At 66.8% G+C, this 26,819-nt stretch carries 27 protein-coding genes; 18 read left to right on the top strand and 9 right to left on the bottom strand.

The genetic code is table 11. From position 1 onward, the window contains the following. Positions 1–73 precede the first annotated feature (73 nt). From tesB to AC5P8Y_RS05220, 3 genes are all read left to right on the top strand, one after another. Positions 74–982 carry an acyl-CoA thioesterase II gene (gene tesB, locus AC5P8Y_RS05230; RefSeq protein ID WP_005412623.1) on the top strand — a complete coding sequence of 303 codons (909 nt, stop codon included), beginning with the start codon at positions 74–76 and terminating at the stop codon, positions 980–982. A gap of 4 nt (positions 983–986) precedes the next feature. Then, on the top strand, positions 987–1,499 hold the full coding sequence (locus AC5P8Y_RS05225; protein WP_049404707.1) for a pathogenicity-like protein: 513 nt from the start codon (positions 987–989) through the stop codon (positions 1,497–1,499). Positions 1,500–1,708: 209 nt separating this feature from the next. Then, complete coding sequence (locus AC5P8Y_RS05220; protein WP_495201855.1) at positions 1,709–2,926, top strand: RNA polymerase sigma factor; 1,218 nt, start codon at positions 1,709–1,711, stop codon at positions 2,924–2,926. Between the two features lie 51 nt (positions 2,927–2,977). Here AC5P8Y_RS05220 and AC5P8Y_RS05215 read toward each other — a convergent pair whose 3' ends face one another. Beyond that, positions 2,978–3,538 (bottom strand): EF-hand domain-containing protein, encoded by a 561-nt coding sequence (locus AC5P8Y_RS05215; RefSeq protein ID WP_049431760.1) that lies wholly within the window; start codon positions 3,536–3,538, stop codon positions 2,978–2,980. 156 nt (positions 3,539–3,694) lie between these two features. Here AC5P8Y_RS05215 and AC5P8Y_RS05210 point away from each other — a divergent pair, with 156 nt between their 5' ends. Further along, positions 3,695–4,450 carry an arginyltransferase gene (locus AC5P8Y_RS05210; protein ID WP_005408547.1) on the top strand — a complete coding sequence of 252 codons (756 nt, stop codon included), beginning with the start codon at positions 3,695–3,697 and terminating at the stop codon, positions 4,448–4,450. A gap of 38 nt (positions 4,451–4,488) precedes the next feature. Next, complete coding sequence (locus AC5P8Y_RS05205; RefSeq protein WP_005412618.1) at positions 4,489–5,703, top strand: endonuclease/exonuclease/phosphatase family protein; 1,215 nt, start codon at positions 4,489–4,491, stop codon at positions 5,701–5,703. 113 nt (positions 5,704–5,816) lie between these two features. Here AC5P8Y_RS05205 and purT read toward each other — a convergent pair whose 3' ends face one another. Then, positions 5,817–7,004, bottom strand: a complete 1,188-nt coding sequence (purT, locus tag AC5P8Y_RS05200) for a formate-dependent phosphoribosylglycinamide formyltransferase (RefSeq protein WP_049431763.1) — start codon at positions 7,002–7,004, stop codon at positions 5,817–5,819. A gap of 137 nt (positions 7,005–7,141) precedes the next feature. Here purT and AC5P8Y_RS05195 point away from each other — a divergent pair, with 137 nt between their 5' ends. Genes AC5P8Y_RS05195 through AC5P8Y_RS05175 form a run of 5 tightly spaced genes read left to right on the top strand, consistent with a single transcriptional unit; the run spans position 7,142 to position 9,840 of the window. After that, entirely contained in the window at positions 7,142–8,023 is an 882-nt protein-coding gene (locus AC5P8Y_RS05195) for an SPFH domain-containing protein (protein ID WP_049431765.1), read from the top strand. A gap of 45 nt (positions 8,024–8,068) precedes the next feature. Further along, entirely contained in the window at positions 8,069–8,248 is a 180-nt protein-coding gene (locus tag AC5P8Y_RS05190; RefSeq protein ID WP_005408543.1) for a type II toxin-antitoxin system antitoxin, read from the top strand. Then, entirely contained in the window at positions 8,245–8,424 is a 180-nt protein-coding gene (locus tag AC5P8Y_RS05185; protein WP_049431768.1) for a DUF4177 domain-containing protein, read from the top strand. Before AC5P8Y_RS05190 ends, AC5P8Y_RS05185 begins: the two co-directional genes overlap by 4 nt. A gap of 3 nt (positions 8,425–8,427) precedes the next feature. Next, positions 8,428–9,021: a PH domain-containing protein gene (locus AC5P8Y_RS05180; protein WP_024956285.1), complete on the top strand. Its 594-nt coding sequence runs from the start codon at positions 8,428–8,430 to the stop codon at positions 9,019–9,021. A gap of 9 nt (positions 9,022–9,030) precedes the next feature. Then, entirely contained in the window at positions 9,031–9,840 is an 810-nt protein-coding gene (locus AC5P8Y_RS05175; RefSeq protein WP_033833349.1) for a M15 family metallopeptidase, read from the top strand. A gap of 368 nt (positions 9,841–10,208) precedes the next feature. Here the strand turns inward: AC5P8Y_RS05175 and AC5P8Y_RS05170 are convergent, their stop codons facing one another. From AC5P8Y_RS05170 to AC5P8Y_RS05155, 4 genes are all read right to left on the bottom strand, one after another. Next, the gene (locus AC5P8Y_RS05170) at positions 10,209–10,580 is read right to left on the bottom strand and encodes a DUF423 domain-containing protein (protein WP_495201854.1); all 372 of its coding nucleotides are present in this window, start codon (positions 10,578–10,580) and stop codon (positions 10,209–10,211) included. A gap of 104 nt (positions 10,581–10,684) precedes the next feature. Continuing rightward, positions 10,685–11,758 carry a polyketide cyclase gene (locus tag AC5P8Y_RS05165; RefSeq protein ID WP_005408538.1) on the bottom strand — a complete coding sequence of 358 codons (1,074 nt, stop codon included), beginning with the start codon at positions 11,756–11,758 and terminating at the stop codon, positions 10,685–10,687. A gap of 234 nt (positions 11,759–11,992) precedes the next feature. Continuing rightward, complete coding sequence (locus tag AC5P8Y_RS05160) at positions 11,993–12,634, bottom strand: response regulator (protein ID WP_005408537.1); 642 nt, start codon at positions 12,632–12,634, stop codon at positions 11,993–11,995. Then, positions 12,634–13,830, bottom strand: a complete 1,197-nt coding sequence (locus AC5P8Y_RS05155; protein WP_005408536.1) for a sensor histidine kinase — start codon at positions 13,828–13,830, stop codon at positions 12,634–12,636. Before AC5P8Y_RS05155 ends, AC5P8Y_RS05160 begins: the two co-directional genes overlap by 1 nt. 150 nt (positions 13,831–13,980) lie before the next feature. On the opposite strand from AC5P8Y_RS05155, the gene AC5P8Y_RS05150 reads away from it, so the two are divergent. The 5 genes from AC5P8Y_RS05150 to AC5P8Y_RS05130 are packed head-to-tail and all read left to right on the top strand — an operon-like array spanning position 13,981 to position 17,004. Then, positions 13,981–14,577, top strand: a complete 597-nt coding sequence (locus AC5P8Y_RS05150) for a GNAT family N-acetyltransferase (protein WP_005408535.1) — start codon at positions 13,981–13,983, stop codon at positions 14,575–14,577. Continuing rightward, positions 14,523–15,368, top strand: coding sequence for a septum site-determining protein MinC (gene minC, locus AC5P8Y_RS05145; RefSeq protein ID WP_049403214.1), 846 nt, complete (start codon positions 14,523–14,525; stop codon positions 15,366–15,368). Before AC5P8Y_RS05150 ends, minC begins: the two co-directional genes overlap by 55 nt. A gap of 37 nt (positions 15,369–15,405) precedes the next feature. After that, the gene (minD, locus tag AC5P8Y_RS05140) at positions 15,406–16,215 is read left to right on the top strand and encodes a septum site-determining protein MinD (RefSeq protein WP_005408533.1); all 810 of its coding nucleotides are present in this window, start codon (positions 15,406–15,408) and stop codon (positions 16,213–16,215) included. A 2-nt stretch (positions 16,216–16,217) separates the two neighbouring features. Further along, the gene (gene minE, locus AC5P8Y_RS05135; RefSeq protein WP_005408532.1) at positions 16,218–16,478 is read left to right on the top strand and encodes a cell division topological specificity factor MinE; all 261 of its coding nucleotides are present in this window, start codon (positions 16,218–16,220) and stop codon (positions 16,476–16,478) included. 46 nt (positions 16,479–16,524) lie between these two features. Next, positions 16,525–17,004 carry a hypothetical protein gene (locus tag AC5P8Y_RS05130; RefSeq protein ID WP_044569652.1) on the top strand — a complete coding sequence of 160 codons (480 nt, stop codon included), beginning with the start codon at positions 16,525–16,527 and terminating at the stop codon, positions 17,002–17,004. Between the two features lie 226 nt (positions 17,005–17,230). Here AC5P8Y_RS05130 and AC5P8Y_RS05125 read toward each other — a convergent pair whose 3' ends face one another. From AC5P8Y_RS05125 to AC5P8Y_RS05115, 3 genes are all read right to left on the bottom strand, one after another. Next, entirely contained in the window at positions 17,231–18,460 is a 1,230-nt protein-coding gene (locus tag AC5P8Y_RS05125) for a DUF819 family protein (RefSeq protein WP_111108425.1), read from the bottom strand. 141 nt (positions 18,461–18,601) lie between these two features. Next, complete coding sequence (locus AC5P8Y_RS05120; RefSeq protein ID WP_049430360.1) at positions 18,602–20,680, bottom strand: alpha/beta hydrolase family protein; 2,079 nt, start codon at positions 20,678–20,680, stop codon at positions 18,602–18,604. A 226-nt stretch (positions 20,681–20,906) separates the two neighbouring features. Beyond that, a complete protein-coding gene (locus tag AC5P8Y_RS05115; RefSeq protein WP_005408528.1) occupies positions 20,907–22,871 on the bottom strand; it encodes an OPT family oligopeptide transporter in 1,965 nt (654 codons plus the stop codon). Between the two features lie 277 nt (positions 22,872–23,148). Between AC5P8Y_RS05115 and AC5P8Y_RS05110 the strand changes: the two genes are divergently transcribed. The 3 genes from AC5P8Y_RS05110 (at position 23,149) to AC5P8Y_RS05100 (ending at position 26,765) form a co-directional block, all read left to right on the top strand. Then, positions 23,149–23,691: a hypothetical protein gene (locus AC5P8Y_RS05110; RefSeq protein WP_239501111.1), complete on the top strand. Its 543-nt coding sequence runs from the start codon at positions 23,149–23,151 to the stop codon at positions 23,689–23,691. A gap of 91 nt (positions 23,692–23,782) precedes the next feature. Beyond that, on the top strand, positions 23,783–24,931 hold the full coding sequence (locus AC5P8Y_RS05105; RefSeq protein ID WP_049430362.1) for an acetyltransferase domain-containing protein: 1,149 nt from the start codon (positions 23,783–23,785) through the stop codon (positions 24,929–24,931). A 79-nt stretch (positions 24,932–25,010) separates the two neighbouring features. Beyond that, positions 25,011–26,765, top strand: coding sequence for a peptide MFS transporter (locus AC5P8Y_RS05100; protein WP_049430364.1), 1,755 nt, complete (start codon positions 25,011–25,013; stop codon positions 26,763–26,765). Positions 26,766–26,819: the final 54 nt, after the last annotated feature.

Raw genomic sequence — 26,819 nt, 5'->3', positions numbered from 1 at the left:
GGCCGGCACTACCGATGATGGGCTGGCCTGCACCGGTATAATCGGGGCCTCTTCACTGCTGTGGCCGCCCCCCTTGAACGACACGCCCGAACCCGTCGTCTCCGAGCTGATCGACCTGCTCACGCTGGAGCGGCTGGAGGACAACCTGTTCCGCGGGCAGAGCCGCGACATCGGCACCAAGTACGTGTTCGGCGGGCAGGTGCTGGGCCAGGCGCTGGCCGCGGCGCAGGCCACGGTCGACAACGGCCGCCACGTGCACTCGCTGCACGCCTACTTCCTGCGCGCCGGCAACATCGACCACCCGATCGTCTACGACGTGGACCGCACCCGCGATGGCGGCAGCTTCTCGGTGCGCCGGGTCACCGCGATCCAGCACGGCAAGGTGATCTTCTTCTGCGCGGCCTCGTTCCAGCAGGCCGAGACCGGCGCCGAGCACCAGCACAAGATGCCCGAAGTGCCGCAGCCGGAAGACATCGAGCCGAATCGTCCGCTGCCGGCGGAAGTGCTCGAACGCCTGCCGATCAAGGTGCAGCGCTGGCTGTCGCGCGGTGGCCCGTTCGAGTTCCGCCACGTGTACCCGCGCGACGAACTGAACCCACCCAAGCGCCCGCCCTACCACCAGGTATGGCTGCGCCTGAGCGAACCGGTGGGCGATGCGCCGGAGCTGCACCAGGCGCTGCTGGCCTACGCCTCCGACTTCCACCTGCTGGGCACGGCGACCTTCCCGCACGGTATCAGCTACTACCACCCGCACGTGCAGATGGCCTCGCTCGACCACGCGATCTGGTTCCACCGCCCGTTCCGCGCCGACGACTGGCTGCTGTATTCGCTGGACAGCCCCAGCGCGCAGGATTCGCGCGGCCTGGCCCGCGGCCAGTTCTTCACCCGCAATGGCGTGCTGGTGGCCAGCACCGCGCAGGAAGGCCTGATCCGCGTCGTTCCCGACCAGGCCGCGGCCGCTGCCGTGCCAGCCAAGGAGTAACCCCATGCGCCAGATCTTCAGCAGCCAGCGCGTGGAAACTGTCGAAGGCGTGGCCGAGCTCCTGCGCGAGCATGGCATCGACGTCAAGGTGACCAACGGGCGCTCGTACAAGACCCGCCGCCGCGGTCAGTTCAGCTATACCGACCTGGGCAACGCCAACGCCTATCCAGCGGTGTGGATCGTACGCGCCGACGACCAGCCGCGCGCGCGTGAAATCCTGCGCGAGGCGCGCCTGCTCGACACCACCCGTCGCGACCACCCGACCGCCGAGTTCGCCTTCCGCGACGCGCCGGAACCGGGCAGCGGCGGCCGCAGCTGGGCCTGGCGCATCCGCATCGCCCTGCTGGTGGTGATCGCCGGCGTGGCGCTGGTGATCGGCCTGCGCCATCGTGGTGCCCCGGCACCGGTCGCACCGGCCCCTGCCCCGCAGGCCCAGCCGCAGCAGGCACAGCCGGCACCGCAGGCCGCGCCGGAAGAGGAAGAAGAAGTCCGGGTCCGCATCCAGCCCTCAAAATGACGCACGGGTAGTGCCGGCCGCCGTCCGGCAGCCGCAAAAAGGGGACGGAGGGGATTAAGTCGTTTGAGGCACAAACGACTTAATCCCCTCCGTCCCCTTTTTTTGGCATGAGGTTGCCGGCCAGCGGCCGCCACTAACGCACAGAAAGTCGGTCACATTGGGCGCGCGGCTCCGTCATGGGACACAATCCCCGCAGGAGAGCCGCCGCCATGACGACGTTCGCCGCATCGATCGACCAGACCCTGGAACGCGAACTGCCGGCCGCCGCCAGCGGTTGCCAGCACGCCTATGGCCGCATCGTGCTGGCCTGCCAGAACACGGTCACCGCCATCGCGCTGGCCATCACCCGCGACCGCCAAGCCAGCGAGGACATCGCGCAGGAGGCTTTCGTCAAGGGCTGGCAGCAGCTGCACCAGCTGCGCAGTTCGACCAGTTTCCTGCCCTGGCTTCGGCAGATCACCCGCAACCTGGCCCGCGATTGGCTGCGTGCACAACGTGGCCGGCCGCTGACCGGCGAGGCCGCCGAGGTGGCGATGGGCATGGCCGCCGACCCTTCACCGGGCGCGGCCGACCGGCTGCAGCGGGTGGAAGAAGAGATCGCCGCCGAGGACATCATCTCCGCGTTGCCGGCCGACAGCCGCGAAGTCCTGCTGCTGTACTACCGCGAAGGGCAGCGCTCGCAACAGGTCGCCGACCTGCTCGGGCTCAGCGATGCTGCCGTGCGCAAGCGCCTGTCACGTGCACGTGCCCTGGTGCGCGACGGCCTGCTGCAGCGCTTCGGTGAGTTCGCGCGCAGCAGCGCGCCGAGCGCCGCATTCGCTACGGCGGTGGTTTCGATGGTACTGGTGGCCGCGCCCGGCACGGCCAGCGCAGCGATCCTGCTCGGCACAGGTGTCGGCGTGGGCGGCAGCAAGCTGGGCCTGGGCGGCGTCAGTGCCGCAGGCGGGGCTGCCATGGGTTCACTGACGGCCGCCGCCAGCCAGCTGCACCTGATTCCCGCCAGCGACTGGGCCACCGTTGCCGGTGGCGTCGTCGGCGGCATCATCGGCAGCCATCTGGGTGGCCGCTTCCTGCTGCGCTTCGCAGACACCCAGCAGGAACGAACAGCAGTGCGGCGCTTCGTGCACCTCAATACGTTCACCGCGATGGTCGTCTGCACCAGCCTGCTGATCTCGCTGATGCTGCAGGTGCCAATCTGGCTGCAACTTGCGATTCTCGTCATCGGCCTGGGTACGGTGAACTACCAGTGCCTGGTGCCGCTGCAGCGCGTGATGGCACCCATGATCGCGCGCGATTCAGCGCGGCGCGGCCGCAGCGGAACCAACTGGAAATACGAATCCGTGTACGGGCGCACCGGCATCATCGGGGCGAACGTATTCGTGATCGGCCTGGTGGCATATGCGCTGATGCGCAACGGAAACGCGTAACGGACAACGCCGGCAGCCTGCCGGCGTTGTCGTCATTCACTGCGTTGAACCTCAGCGCTGCGGCTTCGGCGCAGCGCCATCACGCGGACCGCCATGGCGCGGGCCACCGTGCATCGGGCCCTTGGCGGCGTCGAACTCGGCCTTGCTCAGCTGGCCGTCCTTGTTGGTGTCGGCGGCAGCGAACCAGGCATCACGATGCTGCTTCATGCGCAGCTCGCGGTCGGCCTTGTCCAGGTAGCCGTCCTTGCTCAGATCAAGCTGGTCGAAGCGCGCGGCCAGGCGCGGATCGGCCTTGGCTTCCTCGCGGCTGATGCGGCCGTCCTTGTTGACGTCCAGCCTGGCCCAGCGCTCACCGCCGTGGCCACGTCGCCCATGCTGCCAGCGCGGCAGCTCATCGCGCGAGAGCTTGCCGTCCTTGTTCTTGTCCAGCTCGTCGAACTTCGCGGCCAGGCGCGGGTTGGCGGCGGCCTCGCTGCGGTCGATGACGCCGTCGCCGTTGGTGTCCAGCCTGGCCGGGCGCGGCGCGGGCGTGGTCGGGGTGTCGGCCGCGAGCGCGATACCGGAAGCGGAGGTGCCCAGCAGCAGGGCCAGCAGCAGGGGGGTACGGATCATGAGGTCACTCCTGGGGATGGGAACAGCGTCGGGGTGATCACTTCACCCTCGGGGGACAACAACGCCCGGGCGCGACGTCGGTTGACGCTACTGCCGATTCCATTCATCCGCCGGACAGTCGCCGCCACTGCGACAACCTGGGGCTATGCTGTGCCCATGGCGATACATGGCGACAGAGACGACGAACTGCGACTTTTCCAGACCGGCGAGCACCCCTGCGGGTACTGGTCGGACCGGGTGGCACGCGACCTGGTGCTGGACCCGAACGACCGCCGCCTCGGTGCGCTCTATCCGCTGGCACTGAGCTGGGGCTTCCGCCGCAGCGGCGACCTGGTCTACCGGCCGCATTGCGCGCACTGCCAGGCCTGCGTGGCCGTGCGCATCCCGGTGGCGCGCTTCGCCCCGGACCGCAGCCAGCGCCGGTGTGCCGCCCGCAATGCCGACCTGGAGGTGCGGATCACCGCCGCCACCGCCCGCGACGACCTGTTCGCGCTGTACCACCGCTACCTCACCCACCGCCACGCCAACGGCGGCATGGACGACCATGGACCGCACGAGTTCGAGCAGTTCCTGATCGGCAGCTGGTCGCACACCCGCTTCATGGAAATGCGCCTGCCCGGCCACGACGGCCAGCCCAGCCAGCTGCTGGGGGTGGCGGTGACCGACGTCACCGAGCACGGCCTGTCGGCGGTCTACACCTTCTTCGACCCGGACCACGCCGCGCGCGGGCTGGGCACCTTCGCGATCCTGCAGCAGATCGAATGGGCGCGCCGCGAGGGGCTGCCGCACGTGTATCTGGGCTACTGGATCCGCGGCCACCAGAAGATGGACTACAAGCGTCGCTTCCATCCGCTGGAAGCCTACGATGGCCGCCGCTGGCACGATTTCGACAACGATCTGGACGGGCGCTGACAAACCGCTGACACCGGGCCGGGTGCACAATACGGCCCATGAACATGACCCGCCGCCATCCCCTGATCCTCGCCCTGGCCCTGCTCTGCGGCGCCACGGCCCCCGCCTTCGCCACGTCCCCTGCGATGACCGAAAAGCCGTCCGCTGCGCTGCGCCTGGCCACCTACAACACCTCGCTGTACTCCGATGACGCCGGCGGCCTGATCAAGGAGCTGGAAGGCGACAGCGAGCACGCGCGCAAGATCGCCGCGGTGCTGCAGCAGGTGCGCCCGGACCTGGTGCTGCTGAATGAGTTCGACTTCGACGACGCCCATCGCGCCGCCGACCTGTTCCAGAAGCGCTACCTGGAAGTGGCCCAGCCTGGCGGCGGCAAGCCGCTGCACTTCGCCTACCGTTACCTGGCACCGGTCAATACCGGCGTGCCCAGCGGGCTGGACCTGGACAACAACGGCGTGGTCGGTGGCGAAGGCCGCAGCCGTGGCAATGACGCGTGGGGCTACGGCCTGCACCCGGGCCAGTACGGCATGCTGGTGCTGTCGCGCTATCCGATCGACGAAGCCAAGGTGCGCAGCTTCCAGCTGTTGAAGTGGAGCGCGATGCCCGGCGCGATCCGCCCGGTCGATCCACGTACCGGCCAGAGCTTCTACAACGACCACGTGTGGTCGCAGCTGCGCCTGTCGTCGAAGTCGCATTGGGACGTGCCGGTGAAGACCCCGGCCGGCGTGGTGCATGCGCTGGTCTCGCATCCGACCCCGCCGGTGTTCGACGGTCCGGAGAAGCGCAACGCGGCGCGCAACCACGACGAACTGCGCCTGTGGCAGGAATACCTGTCCAAGGGTGACAAGCCGTGGCTGTGCGACGACAAGGGCCAGTGCGGCGGCTTGGCGCAGGACGCGCGCTTCGTGATCCTCGGCGACCTTAACAATGACCCGGTCGATGGCGATGGCCGCCATGAGGCGATCGTCGAGCTGATCGAGAACGCCCGCGTGCTGCGCTACCCCACCCCACGCAGCGTCGGCGGCGAGCAGACCAGCCTGGCCTATGCGGCCAAGGGCATCGAGCGCAAGGGCGCACCGTTCCACGCCACCGGCGATTTCGGCCCGAAGTCCGGCACGATGCGCCTGGACTACGTGCTGCCCTCGACCGGTTTCGAGTACGTGGGCAGCGGCATCTTCTGGCCGGCCAATGAGAGCCCGGAAGCGAAGATCGCCGACGGCAGCGACCACCACCTGGTGTGGGTGGACGTGCGGTAGCGTCGACTGGGTAGAGTCGACTGTTCGTCGACTGCACGGTGGAAAAAGGGGACGGAGGGGATTAAGTCGTTTGTGCCACAAACGACTTAATCCCCTCCGTCCCCTTTTTTGGTTTACGGGCGCAGTTCGACGCCGATGGCGTCGGCGGCATCACGCGCGATGGCGCGTGCTTCGTCGATGGTTGCCGCGCGCGCCAGGGTCACGCCCACGCGGCGGTGGCCATGCACGCTCGGCTTGCCGAACAGGCGCACGGCGGTGTCCGGCACCTGCAGCGCGGCAGCGACGTTGTTGAAGTACGGCACGCCCTCGCCGTGCGCCAGCAGCGCGCACGAGGCCGACGGGCCGCTCTGGCGTATCACCGGAATCGGCAGGCCGAGGATGGCGCGCGCGTGCAGCGCGAACTCGCTCAGTTCCTGCGATACCAGCGTCACCAGGCCAGTGTCGTGCGGGCGCGGCGACACTTCGCTGAACCACACTTCGTCGCCCTTCACGAACAGCTCCACGCCGAACAGGCCCCAGCCGCCGAGGTCGTCGGTGATCGCGCGCGAAATCTCTTCGGCACGCGCCAGTGCCGCGCTCGACATCGGCTGCGGCTGCCAGCTTTCGCGGTAGTCGCCGTCCTTCTGCAGATGGCCGATCGGCGCGCAGAACGAGGTGCCACCGGCATGGCGCACGGTCAGCAGGGTGATCTCGTAATCGAAGTCGATGAAACCTTCGACGATGCAGCGGCCGGCGCCAGCGCGGCCACCGGTCTGTGCGTACTCCCACGCCGGGGCGATGTCCGCCTCGCTGCGCAGGGTGCTCTGGCCCTTGCCCGAGGACGACATCACCGGCTTGACCACGCACGGCAGGCCGATGGCGGCCACGGCAGCACGGTACTCGGCCTCGGTATCAACGAAGCGGTACGGCGAGGTCGGCAGGCCCAGGGTCTCGGCGGCGAGGCGGCGGATGCCCTCGCGGTCCATGGTCAGGCGTGCGGCACGCGCGGTCGGAATCACCCGCAGGCCCTGCTCCTGTTCCAGCTGGACCAGGGTTTCGGTGTGGATGGCCTCGATCTCCGGCACCACCAGGTGCGGCTGCTCCTGGGCGATCAGCGCGCGCAGCGCCATCGCATCGAGCATGTCGATCACGTGCGAGCGGTGCGCGACCTGCATGGCCGGCGCATCGGCATAGCGATCGGCGGCGATCACTTCCACGCCCAGCCGCTGCAGCTCGATGGCCACCTCCTTGCCGAGTTCGCCCGAGCCCAGCAGTAGCACGCGGGTGGCGGAGGGGGACAACGGAGTTCCAAGCTTGGCCATGGCGGTTCCAGCAGCGATGTGAAGGCGGGTGGGCATTCTAGCTGGCCGACCGCCCCGGCCACGGCATCCGACGAACGGTAGCCGACAAGTGATATCACTTTGATATCTTCATTCCGAACCCTCAAGGACGTACCGCCATGAAAGAGAAGTCGCTGTCTTCCCTCAACGGCCTCGGCACGCTGGCCGGCGCCCTGCTCGTCGCCCTCGCTGGCGCCGCCCTGTTCGTACTGGGAGTGGCAGCCAAGGCCAGTGCCGGCTCGCCCAACCTGCTGCTGATGCTGCTGGGCGCCCTGCTGGTGGTGCTGGGCGTGTTCATCCTGGCCGGCCTGTACACCATCCAGCCCAACCAGGCCGCCGTGCTGAGCCTGTTCGGCAAGTACGTGGGCACGGTCAAGGACAACGGCCTGCGCTGGAACAACCCCTTCTATGCCAAGCGCCGGGTCAGCCAGCGCGTGCGCAACTTCGAGAGCGGCAAGCTGAAGGTCAACGAGCTGGACGGCAGCCCGATCGAGATCGCCGCGGTGATCGTCTGGCAGGTGGTCGATGCCTCCGAGGCGGTCTACAACGTGGACGACTACGAGAGCTTCGTGCACATCCAGTCCGAATCCGCGCTGCGCGCGATGGCCACCAGCTATCCCTACGACCAGCACGAGGATGGCCAGCTGGCCCTGCGCAGCCACGCCAGCGAGATCTCCCAGCACCTGAAGAACGAGCTGGCCGAGCGTCTGGCCGACGCCGGCGTGCAGGTGATCGACGCACGCATCAGCCACCTGGCCTACGCCGCTGAAATTGCCCAGGCCATGCTGCAGCGTCAGCAGGCCAACGCGGTGATCGCCGCTCGCACGCGCATCGTGGCCGGTGCAGTCGGCATGGTCGAAATGGCCCTGGCCGAACTGCAGAAGAATGGCGTGGTTGAACTGGACGAGGAACGCAAGGCGCACATGGTCAGCAACCTGCTGACCGTGCTGTGCTCGGACCGCGGCACCCAACCGATCGTCAACGCCGGTTCGCTTTACTGAGCCATCCTCGCAACGGGGCGCCCCACCGCCCCGCCAGGAGTTTTCATGAGTGAGAAGAAAGCCTATCCGCTGCGCATCAATGCCGAGGTCCTGGCCGCGGCACAGCGCTGGGCTGACGACGAGCTGCGCAGCCTCAACGCGCAGATCGAATACGTACTGCGCGACGCCCTGCGCAAGGCAGGACGCCTGCCGAAACCCACGCCATCGCCGGAGGACAAGGAATGAGCAAGCGCTGGAGCTACCAGACCATCGAGGTCAAGACGTCCATGATGGGTGTACTCAAGCCCGAGGACATCCAGGCCGAACTCAGCCGCCAGGGCCAACTGGGCTGGGAACGGGTCAACATCATCATCCCGGCGCCGATGCGCCCGGCGATGCTGGTGTTCAAGAAGGAGGCCTGAACCATGGGCGGCAGCGACCCGAAACCCTTTGACGTGGCCGAGAGCTCGCCGCTGCGCGTGCTCTGGATCGTGCTGCCGCTGCTGGCTGCCTTCGTGGCCTGCCTGTATGCACAGCTGTACAAGGCACCGGCGAGCGCACCCTGGATCGAAGTAACGCTGTCGCCGCCCTGGTTCCGGATGGGCGGCAGTGCGGCATGGAGCCTGCTGGTGATTGCCCTGCTGGGCATTGGACTGGGCACGGCCTTCTTCCGCCGCCGGGTGGAACTGGCCGGCGATGTGCTGGACGTCCGTTCAACGATGTACCGGCGGCGGGTGCCGGTGGCGCAGTTGCGGCTGGACCAGGCCGAGGTGGTCGACCTGCAGCGTGACCGCCGCTATGGCATCCGTGTCAAAACCAATGGCTATTCAATGCCGGGCTTCTACTCGGGCCACTTTCGCCTGCAGGGAGGCGGCAAGGGCTTCGCCCTGGTCACCGACCGTGCGCGGGTGCTCGCCCTGCCGGTCAGTGATGGCAGCACGCTGCTGCTCAGTGTGGACCGGCCGCAGGCGCTGCTCGATGCGCTGCGCAAGGTGGCCGCGTCGGCGCCGCGGCAGTAAGCTGCGGCGATGCAACGACGCGCCCCCCTGCTGATCAATACCGAGGCCATCGAGCTGTGGCCCGCCCACCTGTTGCGCGCACGCAGCAACCTGGATGCACGCCTGCTGTCGCAGGCGCAGTGGGTGCTGCGGCGCAAGCGTGATGGCCGCTATCTGGCGGTGGTACTGGCGCAGGGTGTGCACCCCATGGTGCCGCGCCTGCCGCGCGAACCCGGGGTCGAGGAAGCACTGGCACTGCTGGATGCCGCGGCTGCACGGCCCTTCGGCGCCGGACTGGAAGATCAGTGGCTGCCGCTGGCCGGGTTGCAGCAGCGCCTGCAGCAGCTTGGCCTGGATGGACAGCGCTATGCCGACGACAGCGGCCTGCCGCTGGAATCCGAGCCGTGCCTGCTGCACTTCGCCGGTCGCGACCGCTTTGCACGTCCATTGTGGCTGCGCCGTGGCGCCGCGCAGGGCTGGCGACGGATGCGACTGCACGCGGCACGGGATGGAATTGCGCTGGATGCCATCTCCGGCTTCCGCAGCCATGCCTACCAGTTGGGCATCTTCGAACGGAAGCTGGCGCGCGGCTTGAGCGTGGCAGAGATCCTGAAGGTGAATGCCGCACCGGGTTTCAGCGAACACCACAGCGGCCACGCGCTGGACATCGGCACACCGGGCGACGCCCCGGCCGAAGAGTCGTTCGACGCCACCGATGCGTTCGCGTGGCTGCAGGCGCATGCCGGCGGGCACGGCTTCCATCTGAGTTACCCGCGCGACAACCCGCACGGCATCGTCTACGAACCGTGGCACTGGTGCTGGAGACCGGCCAACGGCTGAGCCCCTCATGGCGAAAGCCTGGAGCGGTCAGCGCATGGCCGCGGGATGGAACAAGAAGGCAAAGACAGAAGCCGGTCGCTTCACTCGAAGCCTCTATAAGGGATCAGCGCGCGGCTGTTGGGTCCGCCTTCAAGCGAGCCGAGCACCGCAGGTCCGGCGAGGGCGAAGAGGTGCGGGTGTCTGAGCGCAGCGAGTTCCCGCACCGCCCCTCGACGGGCCGAGGAGCGCAGGGGACCGGTGCGCAGCGCCGGCTCGCGGCCGGCGGCGCGTTTCTTTTGGTTACTTTTCTTTTCGCGCGAAAAGAAAAGTAACGCCCATGAACCATCACGATCGCATCGGCATGGATCGGAGCGACAGCCCTGCGACCGTCACCGCCTCAACGCATTGATCGCCAGCAACACCCATCCGGCCATCGTGCTGGTGCCCCCGATCGGCGCCATCCGCGTCGGCCACTGCCACAAGGCACCGCCCACCAGGCTGCCGGAAAACAGCAACACGCCCAGCAGCAGCACGTACAGCGCCAGGTGCGCGGTCGCCCCCTGCGCACGCGGGCCAAGCGCCACCAGCACCGCGCCATGCGCGAACGCATACAGTGCTGCCATGTTCAGGTGCTGCTGTGAAAGCGGGTCAGCCACACCGTGCGATGCGTAGGCGGACAGGCCGATCGATGCCGCCGCCAGCAGCGCACCAAGGCAGGCCAGCAGGGAAGGCTTACGTGCGCGACGTTCCAGGTTGAACATGGGGACTCCTTGCACAGCGCCCTTTCCGGGCGCCAGATGAAAAAAAAACGCGCCGCAATGAGCGGCGCGTTTTCGTGTCCAACACTACATGGGTCAGCCGAGGCTTACTTGACGGCCCAGTAGATGTCGTAGGTACCTTCCGGGGTGAACGACTTGTCGATGCCATCCTTCCAGGTTTCGTACGGACGGTCGATCACTTCGTTGCCGGAGGTCACAGCCCAGGCGCGCAGGCCGTTGCGGGCAACGTCCAGACCCGCCATGTGGCCGGTGTAGGCCGCATGTGCCGAGCGGTGCGGAGCCACGTGCACGTACTTCACCGGAGCGCCACCGTCGATCTTGACGGTCAGGGCCTCAGCGGTGGCACCTTCAGCACCCTTCTTCTTCACCGGCTGGGCGATGTCGAAGGCGTACTTCTCCTGGCCGAAGTCGGTGGTGATGATGCGGAACGGACCGGCGGCTTCAAGGCCATTGGCCTCCATCACGCGCTTGATCCACTCCTGGTTGTCCTTGATGGACTTGGTGATCGTGTCCTGACCGCGGTCCACGTTACCGGCGTTGACGACCAGCAGATCCTCAGCCGGCACATCGACGATGGCCAGATCGGTCAGCGGGGCTTCCGGCGTGCGGTAGTCGACGTTCGGGACGGTGGCCAGCATGTTGGCCATGCGCGACAGGCCCATCTTGATGTCGTCGCCGATCTGGCGGCTGACATACAGGCCTGCATAACGGCCGAACAGGTCGAAGCCGTACTTCACCGAGTAGTCCTGGGTGATCTTCACGTTGCGGCCACCCTTGCCGGTCGGCTCCAGGGTGAAGGTGGTGACCTTGTCGTGACCCTTGGTGGCGTCTTCGATGGCGATCGCAACGCGCTTGTTCTCTTCGGCGTCGGTGATCTTCCAGGAGCCGGTGCCCAGGTCCTTGGAGGTGAAGTCCAGGGTGGCACCCTTGCCGGAGGCCGGGCCGGACAGCTTCAGTTCAACGGCGGGATCGCGCAGTACCAGCGGGTTCCAGTCCTTGAAGCGGCGCAGGCTGCTGACCGTGTCGTACACGATCGTCATCTTGCGGTTGGTCTCGATGCTTTCGGTGATGTGACGCTCGCCCGGCAGACATACGCCAATGATGACGAACAGGCCAGCCACGATCCCCAAGGCGATCAGGAACTCGATAATACGGGTCATTCAGAGAGTCTCCGGGGCCGATCCCACGGCCGGGTTGATTGAAGCGAAGCGCCAATCCTAGCAGGCTTCGCGGGCATTGTTTATCGGGATTGGCGCACCGGTTTCCCTGCCGGCTGCGTATTTGTATGGACAAAGAATTCGAAGGGTAACGCATACCGCTACCCGGCAAGTAGGGGGGCACCTTGGCCGGAACCCCCTGCCACCACCCAAGTCTTTGTACCGAAACGATTTTCCTCAGACCAGCTGGAGTTCGAACGCCTTCAGTACCGCGCGCGTACGGTCGCGCACACCCAGCTTGGAGAGGATGTTGGACACGTGGTTCTTGATGGTGCCCTCGGCCACGCCCAGCGAGTTGGCGATCTCCTTGTTGGAGAAGCCGCTGGCCATCAGCCGCAGGATCTCGGTCTCGCGGTCGGTCAGCGGGTCCGGGCGGTCCAGGCTGACGAACTCGTTGCGCATGTGCTCCAGGCCCGACAACAGGCGCTGGGTCACCGCCGGCTGTACCAGCGAACCCCCTTCGGCCACGGTACGGATGGCACCGACCAGCTGTGCCAGGGTCACATCCTTGAGCAGGTAACCCTTGGCACCGGCCTTGAGGCCAGCCAGCACCAGCTGATCGTCATCGAAGGTGGTGAGGATGATGGTCGGCGGCAGCTGTTCCTGCCGCGACAGCACCTGCAGCGCTTCCAGTCCGGACATCACCGGCATGCGCATGTCCATCAGGACCACGTCGGGGCGCACCTGCGGGATCAGCTCGACCGCCTGCCGGCCATCGCCGGCCTCGGCCACTACCTCGATGCCATCGTCGAGCGCCAGCAGGGAGCGGATTCCCTGCCGCACCAGGGTTTGGTCATCGACCAGGCAGACGCGAATCATCAACGTACTCCTTCAGGAACCTTGGTAAGGGCGGCCACCAGCACCGTTGCCGGCACCGTTGCCCGCAGGCGGAAGCCTTCACCGGGACGGGTCTCGATCTGCAGCTGGCCACCACATTGTTGCAGGCGCTCGCGCATGCCGCGCAAGCCATTGCCCACATTGACCATGTCCGCGCCGACACCGTCGTCGCGGGCCTCCACCACCACCCGGTCCGGGGCTTCACGGTACACCTTGATCCACAGGTGGCGCGCACCGGCGTGGCGCACCGCGTTGGTGATGATCTCCTGGGTACAGCGCAGCAGGACGTGGGCCCGCTGGGGGTCCTCCACGTTCAGCGGATCCTCGATCTCCAGCTGGATGTCCAGCGAGGGCACGTTCTCGGTCAGCGGGCGCAGCGCCGCGGCCAGGTCGATCGCGCCGGTCTCGCGCAGCTGGCTGACCACCTCGCGCACGTTGCCCAGCAGCAGTTTGGCCAAGGTATGGGAGCGCTTCACGTGCTCCAGCGCCTGCCCTTCGGCCAGGTGCCCGGCCACTTCCAGGTTCAGGGTCAGCGCGGTCAGCTGGTGGCCCAGCAGGTCATGCAGCTCGCGCGAGATGCGGGTGCGCTCATTGACGCGGGCACTCTCGGCAAGCAAGGCGCGGGTGGCACGCAACTCTGAATTGAGCCGGCGCTGTTCGTCGCGCGCCTCGGTCTGCTGCCGGGCAACCAGGCTGGTCACGAAGATGAACATGGAAAAGCCGCCGTACAGCAGCGACTGCATCACCGCTTCGAACAACGGGAAGCGCAGCAGCAAGTAGTAGACCGGGGCCACCGCCAGTTGGCTGACCAGCAGCCACAGCACGCCCAGCCGCACCGACAGCATCCACGGGATGACCCCGGCGGCCACCATCATCAGGATGCTGCCCAGGCCCGAGCCGCTGAGGAAGCTGACGCCCAGCGCCGAAATCGTCAGCAGCAGCAGCAGGCCGCGGTCCAGCCAGCTGGTGGGGCTGTCGCTGCGCAGGATGCGGGTCAGCCAGTAATAGGAGGTGCCGAAGGACAGGTAGGCGACGAACAGCAGGACCGCCCAGCCACCCATGTCACCGCGGCTGTGCAGGTTCTCGAACTGCGAGTACGCCAGGGGCAGACCGACCATGACCCAGGTGAACAGGCCGGCCAGGCGAAGGACGCGGGTATGGCTGAGGACTCCCAACATGCCAGCACTCTACGGGCCCGGCCTGCACACCGCACCCCACGGAAGTCATGCCTGCCCGGTCGCCTGTTCATGCCGCAGCCCACCCCGGGCATGCAATAATCGTGCGCAGGGTCCCTTGATGGACCAACCGCGTTACCCCACGGAGTCACAATGTCGATTGTCATCCGCGACGTGCGCGAGCACGAGCTCGATTCCGTCCTGGCTTTGAACAACAACGCTGGCCTGGCCATCCTTCCCCTGGATGCGGCCCGTCTGCGCCTGTTCTATGAAACCGCTGAGTATTTCCGCGTCGCCGAGCGCGACGGCAACCTGGCCGGCTTCCTGATCGGCTTCGGCAGCGACAGCCAGCACGACAGCAGCAACTTCGCCTGGTTCAAGCAGCAGCTGGACACCCCCTTCTTCTACATCGACCGCATCGTGGTCGCCAGCCGCCGCCGCGGCGGTGGCGTCGGCCGTGCGTTCTATGCCGACGCGCAGAGCTTTGCCGAGCTGCGCTACCCGCAGATGACCTGCGAAGTCTTCCTCGACCACGGCGCCGATGCCGCCCTGCTCTTCCACGGCAGCTTCGGCTTCCGCGAGCTGGGCCAGAACACCATGGCCCAGGTCGATGTGCGTGCCAGCATGCTGGCCAAGGAACTGTGCAGCTACCCGTGGGTCCAGGAGACCTACGGCGGCAAGCTGCCGGATGTGGCATGGACACGCGCCCGGCAGCTGCCGGCGCAGGCACAGCGGCCGACGGGGACCTGAGCGTGGCGGTGAATTTCGATTACGAACAGGCCGGTGAACTGAAGATCGGCCAGGTGGGCATCGCCAACCTTCGCATCCGTACCCTTGATGTCGAACGCCTCGTGCAGGAAATGCGCGAGCGCGTGACCCGTGCGCCGAAGCTGTTCGGCCGCGCGGCGGTGATCCTCGATTTCGGCGGCCTGAGCCAGGTTCCGGACGTGGCCACTGCACAGGCGCTGGTCGATGGCCTGCGCAGCGCCGGCGTGCTGCCGGTGGCGCTGGCCTATGGCACCAGCGCGGTCGACCTGCTCTCGCAGCAGCTCGGCCTGCCGCTGCTGGCCAAGTTCCGCGCCCAGTACGAACGTGCCGAGGCCGAAACGGCCCCGCCGCCGCCCGCACCGGAACCGCGCCGCGCCGCGCGTGCCGAACCGAAGCCAGCCCCGGCCGCACCGGTAGCCAAGATCGCCGATGCAGCCGCGCCGCAGCCGGGCCGCATGCAGCTGGGCAACGTGCGTTCGGGCCAGCAGCTGTACGCGGAGAACTGCGACCTGACCGTGATGGCCACCGTCGGCGCCGGCGCCGAGGTCATCGCCGATGGCAGCATCCATATCTACGGCACCCTGCGCGGCCGCGCGCTGGCAGGGGCCCAGGGCAACACCGCGGCACGCATCTTCTGCCGTGATTTCCATGCGGAACTGGTGGCCATTGCAGGCCACTACAAGGTACTGGACGATGTTCCGGACAACCTGCGCGGCAAGGCCGTGCAGGTGTGGCTGGAACAGGACCAGATCAAGATCGCTGCGCTGGACTGACGCAGCCCCAAACTAATGCAGAACCAGGAGAAGTCCTTTGGCTGAAATCATCGTAGTCACCTCCGGCAAGGGCGGCGTGGGCAAGACCACTTCCAGCGCGAGCCTGGCCTGTGGCCTGGCGCGGCGCGGCAAGAAGGTGGCGGTGATCGACTTCGACGTCGGCCTGCGCAACCTCGACCTGATCATGGGGTGCGAACGCCGCGTGGTGTACGACTTCGTCAACGTCGTGCATGGCGAAGCCACCCTCAAGCAGGCCCTGATCAAGGACAAGCGCTTCGACAACCTGTACGTGTTGGCCGCCTCGCAGACCCGCGACAAGGACGCACTGACCCAGGAAGGCGTGGGCAAGGTCCTGAAGGACCTGGCCGCCGATGGCTTCGATTACATCATCTGCGACTCGCCGGCCGGCATCGAGAAGGGAGCATTCCTGGCGATGTACTTCGCCGACCGCGCCGTGGTGGTGGTGAACCCGGAAGTGTCCTCGGTGCGCGACTCCGACCGCATCATCGGGCTGCTGGACTCGAAGACCCACAAGGCCGAATCCGGCCAGAACGTGCCTGCCTTCCTGCTGCTGACCCGCTACACCCCGCTGCGCGTGGAAACCGGCGAGATGCTCAGCATCGCCGACGTCGAGGAAGTGCTGGGGCTGAAGGCCATCGGCGTGATCCCCGAATCGGGCGACGTGCTCAATGCCTCCAACAAGGGCGAACCGGTGATCCTGGATGTCGAATCCGCTGCCGGCCAGGCGTATGACGACGCCGTCGCGCGCATCCTCGGCGAAGATCGCCCGATGCGCTTCACCAGCGTCGAGAAGAAGGGCTTCTTCAGCAAGCTGTTCGGAGGGTAAGCATGGGCCTGTTCGATTTCCTCAAAGCGAAGAAGACCACCGCCGAAACCGCAAAGAACCGCCTGCAGATCATCATTGCGCAGGAACGCAGCCACCGCGGTGGCCCGGACTACCTGCCGCTGCTGCAGCGCGAGCTGCTGGAAGTGATCAAGAAGTACGTGAACATCGACGTCGATGCGGTCAAGGTCGACCTGGTGAAGGATGGCCAGCACGATGTGCTGGACATCTCCGTGGCGCTGCCTGAAGGCCCGGACAAACCCTGATGCCCCGCCCCGCCCGTGCCTGCATGGGCGGGGCCGCGTGACCTGCATGACCGATACGACAACCGCCGTGGACATCACCTGCGTGGGCGACATCGCCTTCGCCGACGCGCAGTGCCTGCTCGCCGCGCATGGCCTTCGCCTGCACCACGTGGCCGCAGGCGAACCGATTCCCGGCAGCTACTGGGGCGAGCCCGAGGCGGGCATCATCGCCAGCAATGTCTATGTGCGCGATGACACCCCGGTGCATTCGATGCTGCATGAAGCCTGCCACCTGATCGTACTGCCGCCGGAGCGGCGCGCGCAGGTGCACACCGACGCCACCGATTCGGTGGCCGAGGAAGATGCCACCTGCTACCTGCAGATCGTGCTGGCCGGGCGTTTGCCTGGTGTCGGCAGTGCGCGGTTGATGGCCGACATGGATGCCTGGGGGTACACGTATCGGCTGGGGTCGACACAGGCGTGGTTCGAGCAGGACGCCGAAGACGCGAAGGCGTGGCTGGTCGAACGCGGGTTGCCGGTGGCGTAAGGCCGCGGGCGCGGTTGGCCACGGGCGCGTGGCGACGCGCCGGACCTTGCGGCGCCCCTCTTTTCACTCGGCGCGGTTCGAGCAGGACGCCGAAGACGCGAAGGCGTGGTTGATCGAACGTGGGTTGCCGGTGGCGTAACGCATCGGTAGTGCCGGCCGCTGGCCGGCAACCTCATGAACCCGTGAAGCATTACCTGGTTGCCGGCCAGCGGCCGGCACTACCCCATCATCCCTGCCCTGCCAGCGCGCGCAGGGTGATGCCGACGATGTAAGCCAGGTACGTGCCGGTGGCGTAGCCCATCGTGCCCAGCAGCACGCCCACCGGCGCCAGTGCCGGATGGAACGCCGCGGCCACCACCGGCGCCGAGGCCGGTCCACCGATGTTCGACTGCGAACCGATGGCGAAATAGAAGAACGGCACCTTCAGCAGCTTGCCCAGGCACCACAGCAGCACGATGTGCACGGCAATCCAGATCAGGCCGAGCAGGAACAGCCACGGGCGGTCCAGCAGCGCCAGCAGATCCATCTGCATGCCGATGCAGGCGATCAGGAAGTACAGCAGCAGCGAGCCCAGGCGCGATGCGCCCGCGCCTTCCAGCGTGCGCGCACGGGTGAAGCTCAGGCTCAGGCCCAGCGTGGTCGACAGCACCACCACCCACACGAACGGCGCGTCCAGGCTGAACTGCGAGGCCCAGCTGACGTTGGCCTTGAACCAGGCTGCCAACGGCGCGCCGATGGCGTGCGAGAGGCCCACGCCGCCGAAGGCCACCGCCACGATCAGCATCAGATCGGTGAGGCTGGGAATGCGCTCGTGTTCGGCCTGGAAGCGCGCGATGCGCTCCTTCAGTTCATCGATGGCCGAGGTATCGGCGCCACTGCGCGCATCGATCTTCGCTGCCCGCCCCGCCAGGAAGATCAGTGCGGCCATCCACACGTAGCCGACACCCACATCGACCACGGCGAACTGGCCGAACGTGGTCGCATTGACGTCGAATACTTCGCGCATTGCCAGCATGTTGGCACCGCCACCGATCCAGCTGCCTGCCAATGCGGCCATGCCAGCCCAGGTGTCACCGGCCACGGTTTCCGGATGCAGCGCGCGCATCGCCAGGAACGCCACCACCGCACCGAGCATGATGCTGGCCGAGGCGCCCAGGTACATCAGCACCAGCTTCGGGCCCAGCCGCAGGATGCCCTTGATGTCCACCGCCAGGGTCAGCAGGATCAGCGCTGCCGGCAGCAGCATGTCGCGTGCGATCGGGTTGTAGAGCTTGGTGTTCTGCCCATCGATCAGGCCGACGGTGTTGTAGATGCCGGGAATCAGGTAGCACAGCAGCAGCGCCGGCACGAACGTGTAGAAGCGCTTCCACAGGCCCTGCTCGCGCGAGGCGGTCCAGAACACGGCGCCGAGGGTGGCGGCGATCAAACCGAAGACGACGATGTCGTTCTGGATCATGCAGGTGCTCTGGGTAGAGCCGGCCGCTGGCCGGCTGCTGTTGGCGGCGGATCATGAGGGTGTGCCGACCAACGGTCGGCCCCCACCGGTAAAGCAGATGGCGAAACAAAAGCGCCGCCCCGAAGGGCGGCGCTGCAGTCATCAGTTGCCGATGTGCTGCTTCAGCCAGGCATTGACGGTGTCATGCCACAGGATGCTGTTGTTCGGCTTCAGCACCCAGTGGTTTTCATCCGGGAAGTACAGGAACTTCGATTCGATGCCCTGACGCTGGGCAGCGGTGAACGCGGCCAGGCCCTGCTCGACCGGAATGCGGAAGTCCTGCTGGCCGTGGATGACCAGGATCGGCTTCTTCCAGTCCGCCACGTGGTTGACCGGGTTGAACTTTTCGTAGTTCGCGGCCTTCTGGTACGGCGTGCCGCCCTGCTCCCACTCGGTGAACCACAGCTCTTCGGTGGCGTAGCCCATCATGCGCTGGTCGAACACGCCGTCGTGGTTGACCAGGCACTTGAACGGGCTGTTCCAGTTGCCGGCGATCCAGTTGACCATGAAGCCGCCGTAGCTGGCGCCCAGCGCACAGGCCTTGTCACCGTTGAGGAAGGAATACTTCTTCAGCGCCGCGTCCCAGCCCTTCTGCAGGTCTTCCAGCGGGCGGTCGCCCCAGTGCTGGCTGATCGCATCGGTGAAGGCCTGGCCGTAGCCGGTGGAACCGTGGAAGTCGATCATCACCACGGCGTAGCCCTGGCCCGCGTAGGTCTGCGGATTCCAACGGTAGCTCCAGCCATTGCCGAAGCTGCCCTGCGGGCCACCGTGGATCAGGAACGCGACCGGGTAGGACTTGCCTTCCTGGTAGTTGTGCGGCTTGACCACATAGCCATGCACGGTGTCGTTGTTCCAGCCCTTGAACTCGAACTGCTCGTAGTCGCCGAAGCTGACCTCCTTCAGCACCTCACCAGCGGCCGGGGTCAGCGCGCGCAGTTCGCCGATGGCCTCGCCCGCAGCCGGCAGCAGGCCGACCAGCACCTGGTCGTTGCTCTTCAGGCTGTTGCGGGTGATCGCCACGCTGTTGCCGGCCACATCCACCGAGGTCACGCTGCCGTCGCCGATCAGCTTGGTGGCCTTGCCGCTGGCCACGTCGATCTGGAACAGCGGGTGTTCGCCAAGGTCATCGGCCGTGGTGTAGATGCTGGCACCATCGGCGGACAGGGTGATGCCGCCCGCCGAGCGATCCCACTGCGGCGCAATTTCGCGGGTCTTGCCGCTGGCCAGGTCCATCGCCATCAGGCCGAAGCGGTCGGCCTCGAAGCCCGGGCGCTTCATCGCACGGTAGAACAGGGTCTTGCCGTCCGCACTGAACACAGGGCCGGCATCCCAGGCCGGGTTGGAGGCGGTCAGGTTGACCGGTGCCTGCTTGCCGGCGGCGTCGAAGCGGTACAGGTCGAAGTTGGTCGACCACGGCTCCTGCTTGCCGGCCACGCGGATGCTGGCCACCACGCTGGCGCCGTCCGGCGACCACGCGAAGTCATCATTGCCGCCGAACGGCTTGGACGGCGCATCACCATCGATGGTCGCGCTCAGCGCCGACGCGCCCTTGACCGCACCGGCCTTGGCCGTCGGCAGCGGAGCGACGAACAGGGTGTTGCGGCGACCGTCGTTCCAGGTGTCCCAGTGGCGCACGAACAGCGAATCCCACACCTGGCCGCTGGCCTTGGCGTCCTTCTTTTCCTTCAGTTTCTTCTCGGTGCAGGCCAGGTCCGAGGCACAGTCCTGGAACACGCCGGCGCTGAACAGCACGCGGTCGTCCTGCGGCGACACGTGGTAGCTGTCCACGTCGACCGGGAAATCGGTCAGCTGGCGCGGAGCACCGCCGCTGATCGGCTGCGCGTACAGCTGCTGGCTGCCGTTCCTGGCACTGAGGAAATACACGGTCTGGCCATCGGCCGACAGCGAAGCGGAATTGACGTTCCAGCCGGCCGGGGTGATCTGCTTCGGCGGCGCTGCATCGCGGGTGCGCAGGCTGCGCGCGAACAGCGCGGTGGAGGCCTTCAGGTTGGCATCGACGCTGCGCTTGGCGAACACCACGGTGCCACCGTCAGCGGTCAGCACCGGCGCGGAGACGCGGTCCATGGCCACCATGTCGCGGACTTCCAGGCCACGGGCAGCGGCGACGCTGGGCAGGGCGGCCAGCAGGCTCAGTGGCAGCAGGGCATGACGCAGTTTCATCGGGGTCTCCGCAGGACGGCAAAAAACCGATGGTAGGCCCGTGCGGCCGGGGCTGCCAAGGCCATCGGTCATGGCTGCAGACGGACAATCGCCAGAAACAGCAAACCCCGCCGAAGCGGGGTCTGCGGTAGTGCCGGCCGCTGGCCGGCAACCAGGGGTATCACGGGATTCCGGGATTGCCGGCCAGCGGCCGGCACTACCCGTTGAACCCAGGGGCAGAGCCCCCTTACGCCTTGGCGTACTTGCCGGTGCGGTAGATCAGCCAGCCGACCAGGAACAGCACGGCCAGGCCGATCCACTGCGCGCCCGGCAGGTGGAACGGCACGGCCAGCACGTCGGCGCGGCTGCTGACCACGATCGGAATCGCGATGGCGATGCCCATCAGCGCTTCGCCGGTGATCAGGCCGGCGGCGAACAGCACGCCCGGCTTGTGCACGCGGTCGCGGCCTTCTTCGTCATCGGCGCGCACCTTGTGGAAGCGCTCGACCAGGTGGGCGATCAGGCCGCCGAGGAAGATCGGCACCATCAGTTCCAGCGGCAGGTAGATGCCGATGGCGGCGGCCAGCACCGGCACGCGGAAGCGGGCGTTGCGCGCCTTCAGCCAGCTGTCGAAGGCGATGATGGCGGCACCGACCACGGCACCGATGCCGATGAAGGTCCACGGCAGTTCACCACCGAACAGGCCCTTGGCCACCGAGGCCATCAGGTTGGCCTGCGGTGCGGCCAGCGCGTTCGGGTGCAGCTCGGACTTCACGCCGATGCCGTAGGCGGTGGCCAGCAGGTTCAGCACCGGGGCCATGATCAGCGCACACGAGAAGGCACCGATGCCCAGCATCAGCTGCTGCTTCCACGGGGTGGCGCCGACGATGTAGCCGGCCTTGAGGTCCTGCAGGTTGTCACCACCAACCGCAGCGGCGCAGCACACCACCGCGCCGATCATGATGGCGGCCACGGCGCCCAGCGGCGCGCCGCCGGCACCGACCGGCTTCAGGCCGTCGGCGCCCAGCAGCACGACCAGCACGGCCGAGGCGAACAGGATGGTGGAGATGGTGATGCCCGACACCGGGTTGTTGGACGAACCGATCAGGCCAGCCAGGTAGGCCGAGACCGAAACGAACAGGAAGCCGGCGACGATCATGATGAGGGTCATCGGGATCGACACGTGCCACTGGCCGACGATGGCCTGGTACAGGGCCAGCAGCGGCAGCACGAAGACCACCAGGGCCACCAGCATCCACTTCATCGGCAGGTCGCGCTCGGTGTGCGCCAGCACCGGGCCACCGCTCTTGCGGGCGGCGGCAAAGCCGCTCTTGACGCCGTTGAGCAGCGACTTGCGCAGCGAGATCAGGGTCCAGATGCCACCGATCAGCATCGCGCCGACACCCAGGTAGCGCATCTTCGCGCCCCAGATGGCGAACGCCGCCTCGGTGGACGAAGCCGCGGCAACCGACGCGGCCAGTGCCGGATCGGTGTTCATGAAGAACGCCTGGTAGATCGGAATGGCGATGTGCCAGGTCAGGATCGAACCGGACACCACCACGATGCCGACGTTGAGGCCGACGATGTAGCCCACGCCCAGCAGTGCCGGCGACAGGTTGGTACCGATGAAGGCGGTGACCTTGGAGCTGCCGACGTAGGCCGAAGTGGCCCAGGCATCCGGGATCAGGCGCATGCCGCTTTCCGCGGCCAGCTTGACGAAGGCACCGATCACCGCCGACAGGCCGAGGATCTTCAGGCCCGGGCCCGGATTCTCACCGGCCTTGAGCACTTCGGCCGCAGCCTTGCCTTCCGGGAACGGAAGCGGGTCTTCGACGATCATCGAACGACGCAGCGGCACCGAGAACAACACGCCCAGCAGGCCGCCGAGGCCGGCGATGCCGAGCACCCACCAGTACTTGAAGTCCGGCCAGTAGCCCATGATCACCAGCGCCGGGATGGTGAAGATCACACCGGCGGCGATCGACGAACCGGCCGAAGCGCCGGTCTGCACGATGTTGTTTTCAAGGATGGAGCCACCGCCCAGCAGGCGCAGCACGCCCATGGAAATCACCGCGGCGGGAATGGCGGTGGCGATGGTCAGGCCTGCGAACAGACCGAGGTAGGCGTTTGCGGCCGACAGCACCACCGCCAGCACGATGGCCAGGGCCACTGCGCGGAAGGTGAGCTGCTTGGGCGCAGCGTCGTGGTTCATGGAAGCCCCTGCTGGCAAAAAATCCCTTGCACGCTAGCGTTCAGGAGGCAGCAAGTCCAGTGCGGTTCGGGAGGGTTGCGGCCAGGTCGGCAGTGAGATAGTCGCTTCCAGCCAAACTCGGCCAACGCATCAAGCGCATGGGGCACATGCCGGAGGGCTGCCGGGCCTCGCGGTCTCTTTGTCCTGTAGGGGCCCGGCCAACCAGTACTGCAGCATTCCAGCCATCATCGTTTGAAGTGCCTCAACGCCCCGTGCATCGTGTTCATGATCTGAACCGATGACGCTGAGCCGCCCGATGAACAACCCACTGCGGATCCGCCCGATCAAATTACCGGTCGTGGCTGTCGTGACCCTGACCTGCCTGATGCCGCTTTGCGATTACGCATCTGCCTGGAGCCGCATTGGCGCAGTCGAGATCACCGACAACGCCGGCAAACCTTGTTTCGGACTACCCAGGAAGGAGCGCAAGCGTATCGGTAAAACTCCGGAGGTGTTTGGTGTGGAGGTGCATGACGCAATTACTCCACCGCTGCGGCGGCAATGGTCGTTCTACTTTGCCCATCCCGCATCAATCCCACTTCCGCCCGGAGCCTGCGTGGTCTACGGAGAACTGCCAGCCAACGCCATTTCAAGGCAGACGGCGATGCCGCTGCAGCCCGGACGCCTGTACGACGTTTCGCTGTCGGCCTCCAGGACCGGCGCCACGCAACACCACAGCGCCCGATTCTGCTTGAAGGCCAACCCCGACGGGAGCCTGCGAGCGATCCAGGTCCACTACGACGAGGCGCTGGGCTGGAGCCCCTCGGTTTGCCTGCCCTGAGCCGACGCGCGCGCTCGTCGGAACCGCCCAGCACGCGCTGGAAAGACGCAATTGTAATGTTATATCCTGTCACGCCGACCGAACCTCGCACGTGGCCCCTTCCCCCACTACCCGCCTGGCCTCCATCGACCAGCTGCGCGGCACCGTGATGCTGTTGATGTTGCTCGACCACGTGCGCGAGACCTTCTTCCTGCAGCACCAGGTGAGCGACCCGATGGACGCGGCGACGGTCTCCCCCGCGCTGTTCGCCTGCCGTCTGCTGGCCCACCTGTGCGCACCCGTGTTCGTCCTGTTGACCGGCCTGTCGGCCTGGCTGTACGGCCAGCGCCAGGCGGATCCGCGCCGGGCCACGGCCGCGTTCCTGCTCAAGCGCGGGCTGTTCCTGGTCGTGCTGGAACTGACCCTGGTGAATTTCGCCTGGACCTTCCAGCTGCCGCCGGAAACCCTGTACCTGCAGGTGATCTGGGCCATCGGGCTGAGCATGATCGCGCTGGCCGGGCTGCTTTGGCTGCCGCGCCCGGCCCTGCTGGTGCTGGCAATCGCGGTGTTGGCCGGGCACAACCTGTTCGACGGCTTACGGGTGCAAGGCAATGGCCTGCTGGCGGTGCTGTGGAAAGTGCTGCACCAGCGCGACTGGATCGAGGCCGGCGCGCTGCGCCTGCGCACCTCCTATCCGGTGCTGCCGTGGATCGGGGTGATCGCCCTGGGTTATCTGATGGGGCCCTGGTTCGCCCGCGAGCGCGCGCCGGCGCAGCGTCATCACTGGCTGCTGTGGGCAGGCGTCGGCGCGCTGGCCCTTTTCACCTTACTGCGGTTCGCCAACGAGTACGGGGATGCCCCTTGGCAGTACCAGACCACAGCACTGCGCACCTGGCTGAGCATCCTCAACATCACCAAGTACCCGCCGTCTCTGCAGTTCCTGCTGTTGACCCTGGGCGTGGGGTTGTTGCTGCTGCGCCTGTACGAATGGCCGCCACTGGCGCGTGCGCTGCGCCCGCTGGCCGATATCGGCGCCGCGCCGATGTTCTTCTACCTGCTGCACCTGTATGTGTTGAAGGCGCTGTACCTGGGCGCGCTGGCGGCCTGGGGGCCGACCCATGGCGAGTTGTATGCCCTGGATTCGGTCAGCGGCCTGCTGCTGGTGGCCTGTGCGCTGGCGGTGGTGCTGTACCCGCCGACCCGGGCATTCGCGCGGTTCAAGGCGCGAAGGCGTGACCTGCCGTGGTTGCGGTACCTGTGATCGCCCAGGCCAGTCCGGCAATCCACGCATGGCGTGGATCTACTGAAAGCGGATCGGGCCACAGGCCTATAATTCCGCGATGAATTCCACCGCTATCGCTTCCGACGACTTCCTGGGCCACCCCAAAGGCGTCTATGTCTGCTTCTTCACCGAAATGTGGGAGCGCTTCTCCTTCTACGGCATGAAGGCGCTGTTGCTGCTGTACCTGACCAAGTACCACCTGTTCGGCGACAAGGCCGGCCTGGACCTGCTCGGCGCCTACGGTGGCCTGGTGTACTGCATCCCTGTATTCGGTGGCATGCTGGCCGACCGCTGGCTGGGCATGCGCCGGGCCGTGCTGTTCGGCGGCATCCTGCTGGTACTCGGCCACCTCGGCATGGCCTTCGAAGGCCACGCTGCGTACCGGGTGAACGGCGAAGTGGTGCGCGACACCTCGGCACTGGCGGTGACCTACCTGTCGCTGGCGCTGATCATCATGGGCGTCGGTTTCCTGAAACCGAACATCTCCACCATTGTCGGCAAGCTGTACGCCAAGGACGATCCGCGCCGCGATTCGGGTTTCTCGCTGTTCTACGCCGGCATCAACCTGGGCGCGCTGTTCTCATCGCTGGTGTGCGGCTTCCTCGGCGAGGCCTACGGCTGGAAGTATGGTTTCGGTGCGGCCGGCATCGGCATGCTGGCCGGCCTGGCCATGTTCCTGTGGGGCCAGAAGTACCTGCAGGGCCACGCCGAGCCGCCGCAACCGGCGGCGTTGAAGCAGAAGGTGCTGGGCCTGCCGCGCGAATGGCTCATCTATCTGTGCGCAGTGCTCGGTGTGTTGCCGGTGGCGTGGCTGATGTGGGCGGCCGGCAACGGCGCGTTCGCGCTGGGCGGTGAAATCAGCCTGGCACTGATGTTGATGGTGGTGGTGCTGGGCGGCGTGCTGGTCTGGTTCGCCTGGTTCACCGGCAGCAAGTGCACGCCGGCACAGCGCCAGCAGATGATCGCGCTGATGGTGCTGATCTTCATGGCGCTGGTGTTCTTCACCATGTACGAGCAGTCCTACGGCTCGTGGGTGACCTTCACCGACCGGCTGCTGACCAAGGACATCGTGCCCTCGCTGGTGATCACCGGCGGTACGCCGCTGCCGTGGTCGATCCTCTCACTGCTGCTGGCACCGCTGGGCTTCGTGGTCAGCGCGCGGTTGTCCGAGCGTCGTCCGGGTTCGGCTGCGCCGCGCACGTTCTTCGCCGCCATCGTCGTGCTGATGCTGGTGCTGCTGGTGCGCGACTGCCTGGTGATTCCGCAGACCGCCGGCTCGCTGACCTACCTCGGCGGCCTGTTCCTGGTGCTGCTGGCACCGGCCTTCGCCGCGCTGTGGACGTGGATGGACCGCCGCGGCTGGGAACCGGGCAAGCCGGTCAAATCAGCCTGGGGCCTGGTGATCGGCGCACTGTCGTTCGTGCCGCTGGCACTGGCCGCGCAGCAGGTGGGCGCTACCGGCGAGATGGCCAGCGTGTGGTGGCTGGTGCTGGCCTACTTCCTGCTGGCCAGTGGCGAGATGTGCCTGTCGCCGGTCGGCCTGTCGGCGGTGACCCAGTTGGCCGTGCCGCGGGTGATGAGCCTGATGATGGGCACCTGGTTCCTGGCCACCGCCTTCTCGGAGACGCTGGCCGCGCTGTTCGGCAAGCTGGCCGCGATCGAGGTGCCGGAAGGCGAATCGCTGGACATGGTGGCCGCCGCCGGTGCCTATGCGCACCTGTTCTGGCTGCTGATGTGGATCGGCCTGGGCTGTGCGCTGGCCGCTTTCATTGCCGCACCACTGTTGAAGAAGATGATGCACGGGGTGAAGTAAGCCCACGCACAGGCAGGAACCGGGGCGGCGGTTGGATCATCCGCCGCCCTTTGC

Source organism: Stenotrophomonas sp. YJH_SMC_12-1, from assembly GCF_059370935.1.
Note: the sequence above shows the minus strand (reverse complement) of the source record. Positions and strands in the feature narration are given on the sequence as shown.

Excerpts from the sequence above, each read along its gene's own strand:
- AC5P8Y_RS05225 (WP_049404707.1), top strand. The coding sequence starts at position 987 with ATGCGCCAGATCTTCAGCAGCCAGCGCGTGGAAACTGTCGAAGGCGTG.
- AC5P8Y_RS05220 (WP_495201855.1), top strand. The coding sequence starts at position 1,709 with ATGACGACGTTCGCCGCATCGATCGACCAGACCCTGGAACGCGAACTG.
- AC5P8Y_RS05215 (WP_049431760.1), bottom strand. The coding sequence starts at position 3,538 with ATGATCCGTACCCCCCTGCTGCTGGCCCTGCTGCTGGGCACCTCCGCT.
- AC5P8Y_RS05210 (WP_005408547.1), top strand. The coding sequence starts at position 3,695 with ATGGCGATACATGGCGACAGAGACGACGAACTGCGACTTTTCCAGACC.
- AC5P8Y_RS05205 (WP_005412618.1), top strand. The coding sequence starts at position 4,489 with ATGAACATGACCCGCCGCCATCCCCTGATCCTCGCCCTGGCCCTGCTC.
- purT (WP_049431763.1), bottom strand. The coding sequence starts at position 7,004 with ATGGCCAAGCTTGGAACTCCGTTGTCCCCCTCCGCCACCCGCGTGCTA.
- AC5P8Y_RS05195 (WP_049431765.1), top strand. The coding sequence starts at position 7,142 with ATGAAAGAGAAGTCGCTGTCTTCCCTCAACGGCCTCGGCACGCTGGCC.
- AC5P8Y_RS05190 (WP_005408543.1), top strand. The coding sequence starts at position 8,069 with ATGAGTGAGAAGAAAGCCTATCCGCTGCGCATCAATGCCGAGGTCCTG.
- AC5P8Y_RS05185 (WP_049431768.1), top strand. The coding sequence starts at position 8,245 with ATGAGCAAGCGCTGGAGCTACCAGACCATCGAGGTCAAGACGTCCATG.
- AC5P8Y_RS05180 (WP_024956285.1), top strand. The coding sequence starts at position 8,428 with ATGGGCGGCAGCGACCCGAAACCCTTTGACGTGGCCGAGAGCTCGCCG.
- AC5P8Y_RS05175 (WP_033833349.1), top strand. The coding sequence starts at position 9,031 with ATGCAACGACGCGCCCCCCTGCTGATCAATACCGAGGCCATCGAGCTG.
- AC5P8Y_RS05170 (WP_495201854.1), bottom strand. The coding sequence starts at position 10,580 with ATGTTCAACCTGGAACGTCGCGCACGTAAGCCTTCCCTGCTGGCCTGC.
- AC5P8Y_RS05165 (WP_005408538.1), bottom strand. The coding sequence starts at position 11,758 with ATGACCCGTATTATCGAGTTCCTGATCGCCTTGGGGATCGTGGCTGGC.
- AC5P8Y_RS05160 (WP_005408537.1), bottom strand. The coding sequence starts at position 12,634 with ATGATTCGCGTCTGCCTGGTCGATGACCAAACCCTGGTGCGGCAGGGA.
- AC5P8Y_RS05155 (WP_005408536.1), bottom strand. The coding sequence starts at position 13,830 with ATGTTGGGAGTCCTCAGCCATACCCGCGTCCTTCGCCTGGCCGGCCTG.
- AC5P8Y_RS05150 (WP_005408535.1), top strand. The coding sequence starts at position 13,981 with ATGTCGATTGTCATCCGCGACGTGCGCGAGCACGAGCTCGATTCCGTC.
- minC (WP_049403214.1), top strand. The coding sequence starts at position 14,523 with ATGGACACGCGCCCGGCAGCTGCCGGCGCAGGCACAGCGGCCGACGGG.
- minE (WP_005408532.1), top strand. The coding sequence starts at position 16,218 with ATGGGCCTGTTCGATTTCCTCAAAGCGAAGAAGACCACCGCCGAAACC.
- AC5P8Y_RS05130 (WP_044569652.1), top strand. The coding sequence starts at position 16,525 with ATGACCGATACGACAACCGCCGTGGACATCACCTGCGTGGGCGACATC.
- AC5P8Y_RS05125 (WP_111108425.1), bottom strand. The coding sequence starts at position 18,460 with ATGATCCAGAACGACATCGTCGTCTTCGGTTTGATCGCCGCCACCCTC.
- AC5P8Y_RS05120 (WP_049430360.1), bottom strand. The coding sequence starts at position 20,680 with ATGAAACTGCGTCATGCCCTGCTGCCACTGAGCCTGCTGGCCGCCCTG.
- AC5P8Y_RS05115 (WP_005408528.1), bottom strand. The coding sequence starts at position 22,871 with ATGAACCACGACGCTGCGCCCAAGCAGCTCACCTTCCGCGCAGTGGCC.
- AC5P8Y_RS05110 (WP_239501111.1), top strand. The coding sequence starts at position 23,149 with ATGACGCTGAGCCGCCCGATGAACAACCCACTGCGGATCCGCCCGATC.
- AC5P8Y_RS05100 (WP_049430364.1), top strand. The coding sequence starts at position 25,011 with ATGAATTCCACCGCTATCGCTTCCGACGACTTCCTGGGCCACCCCAAA.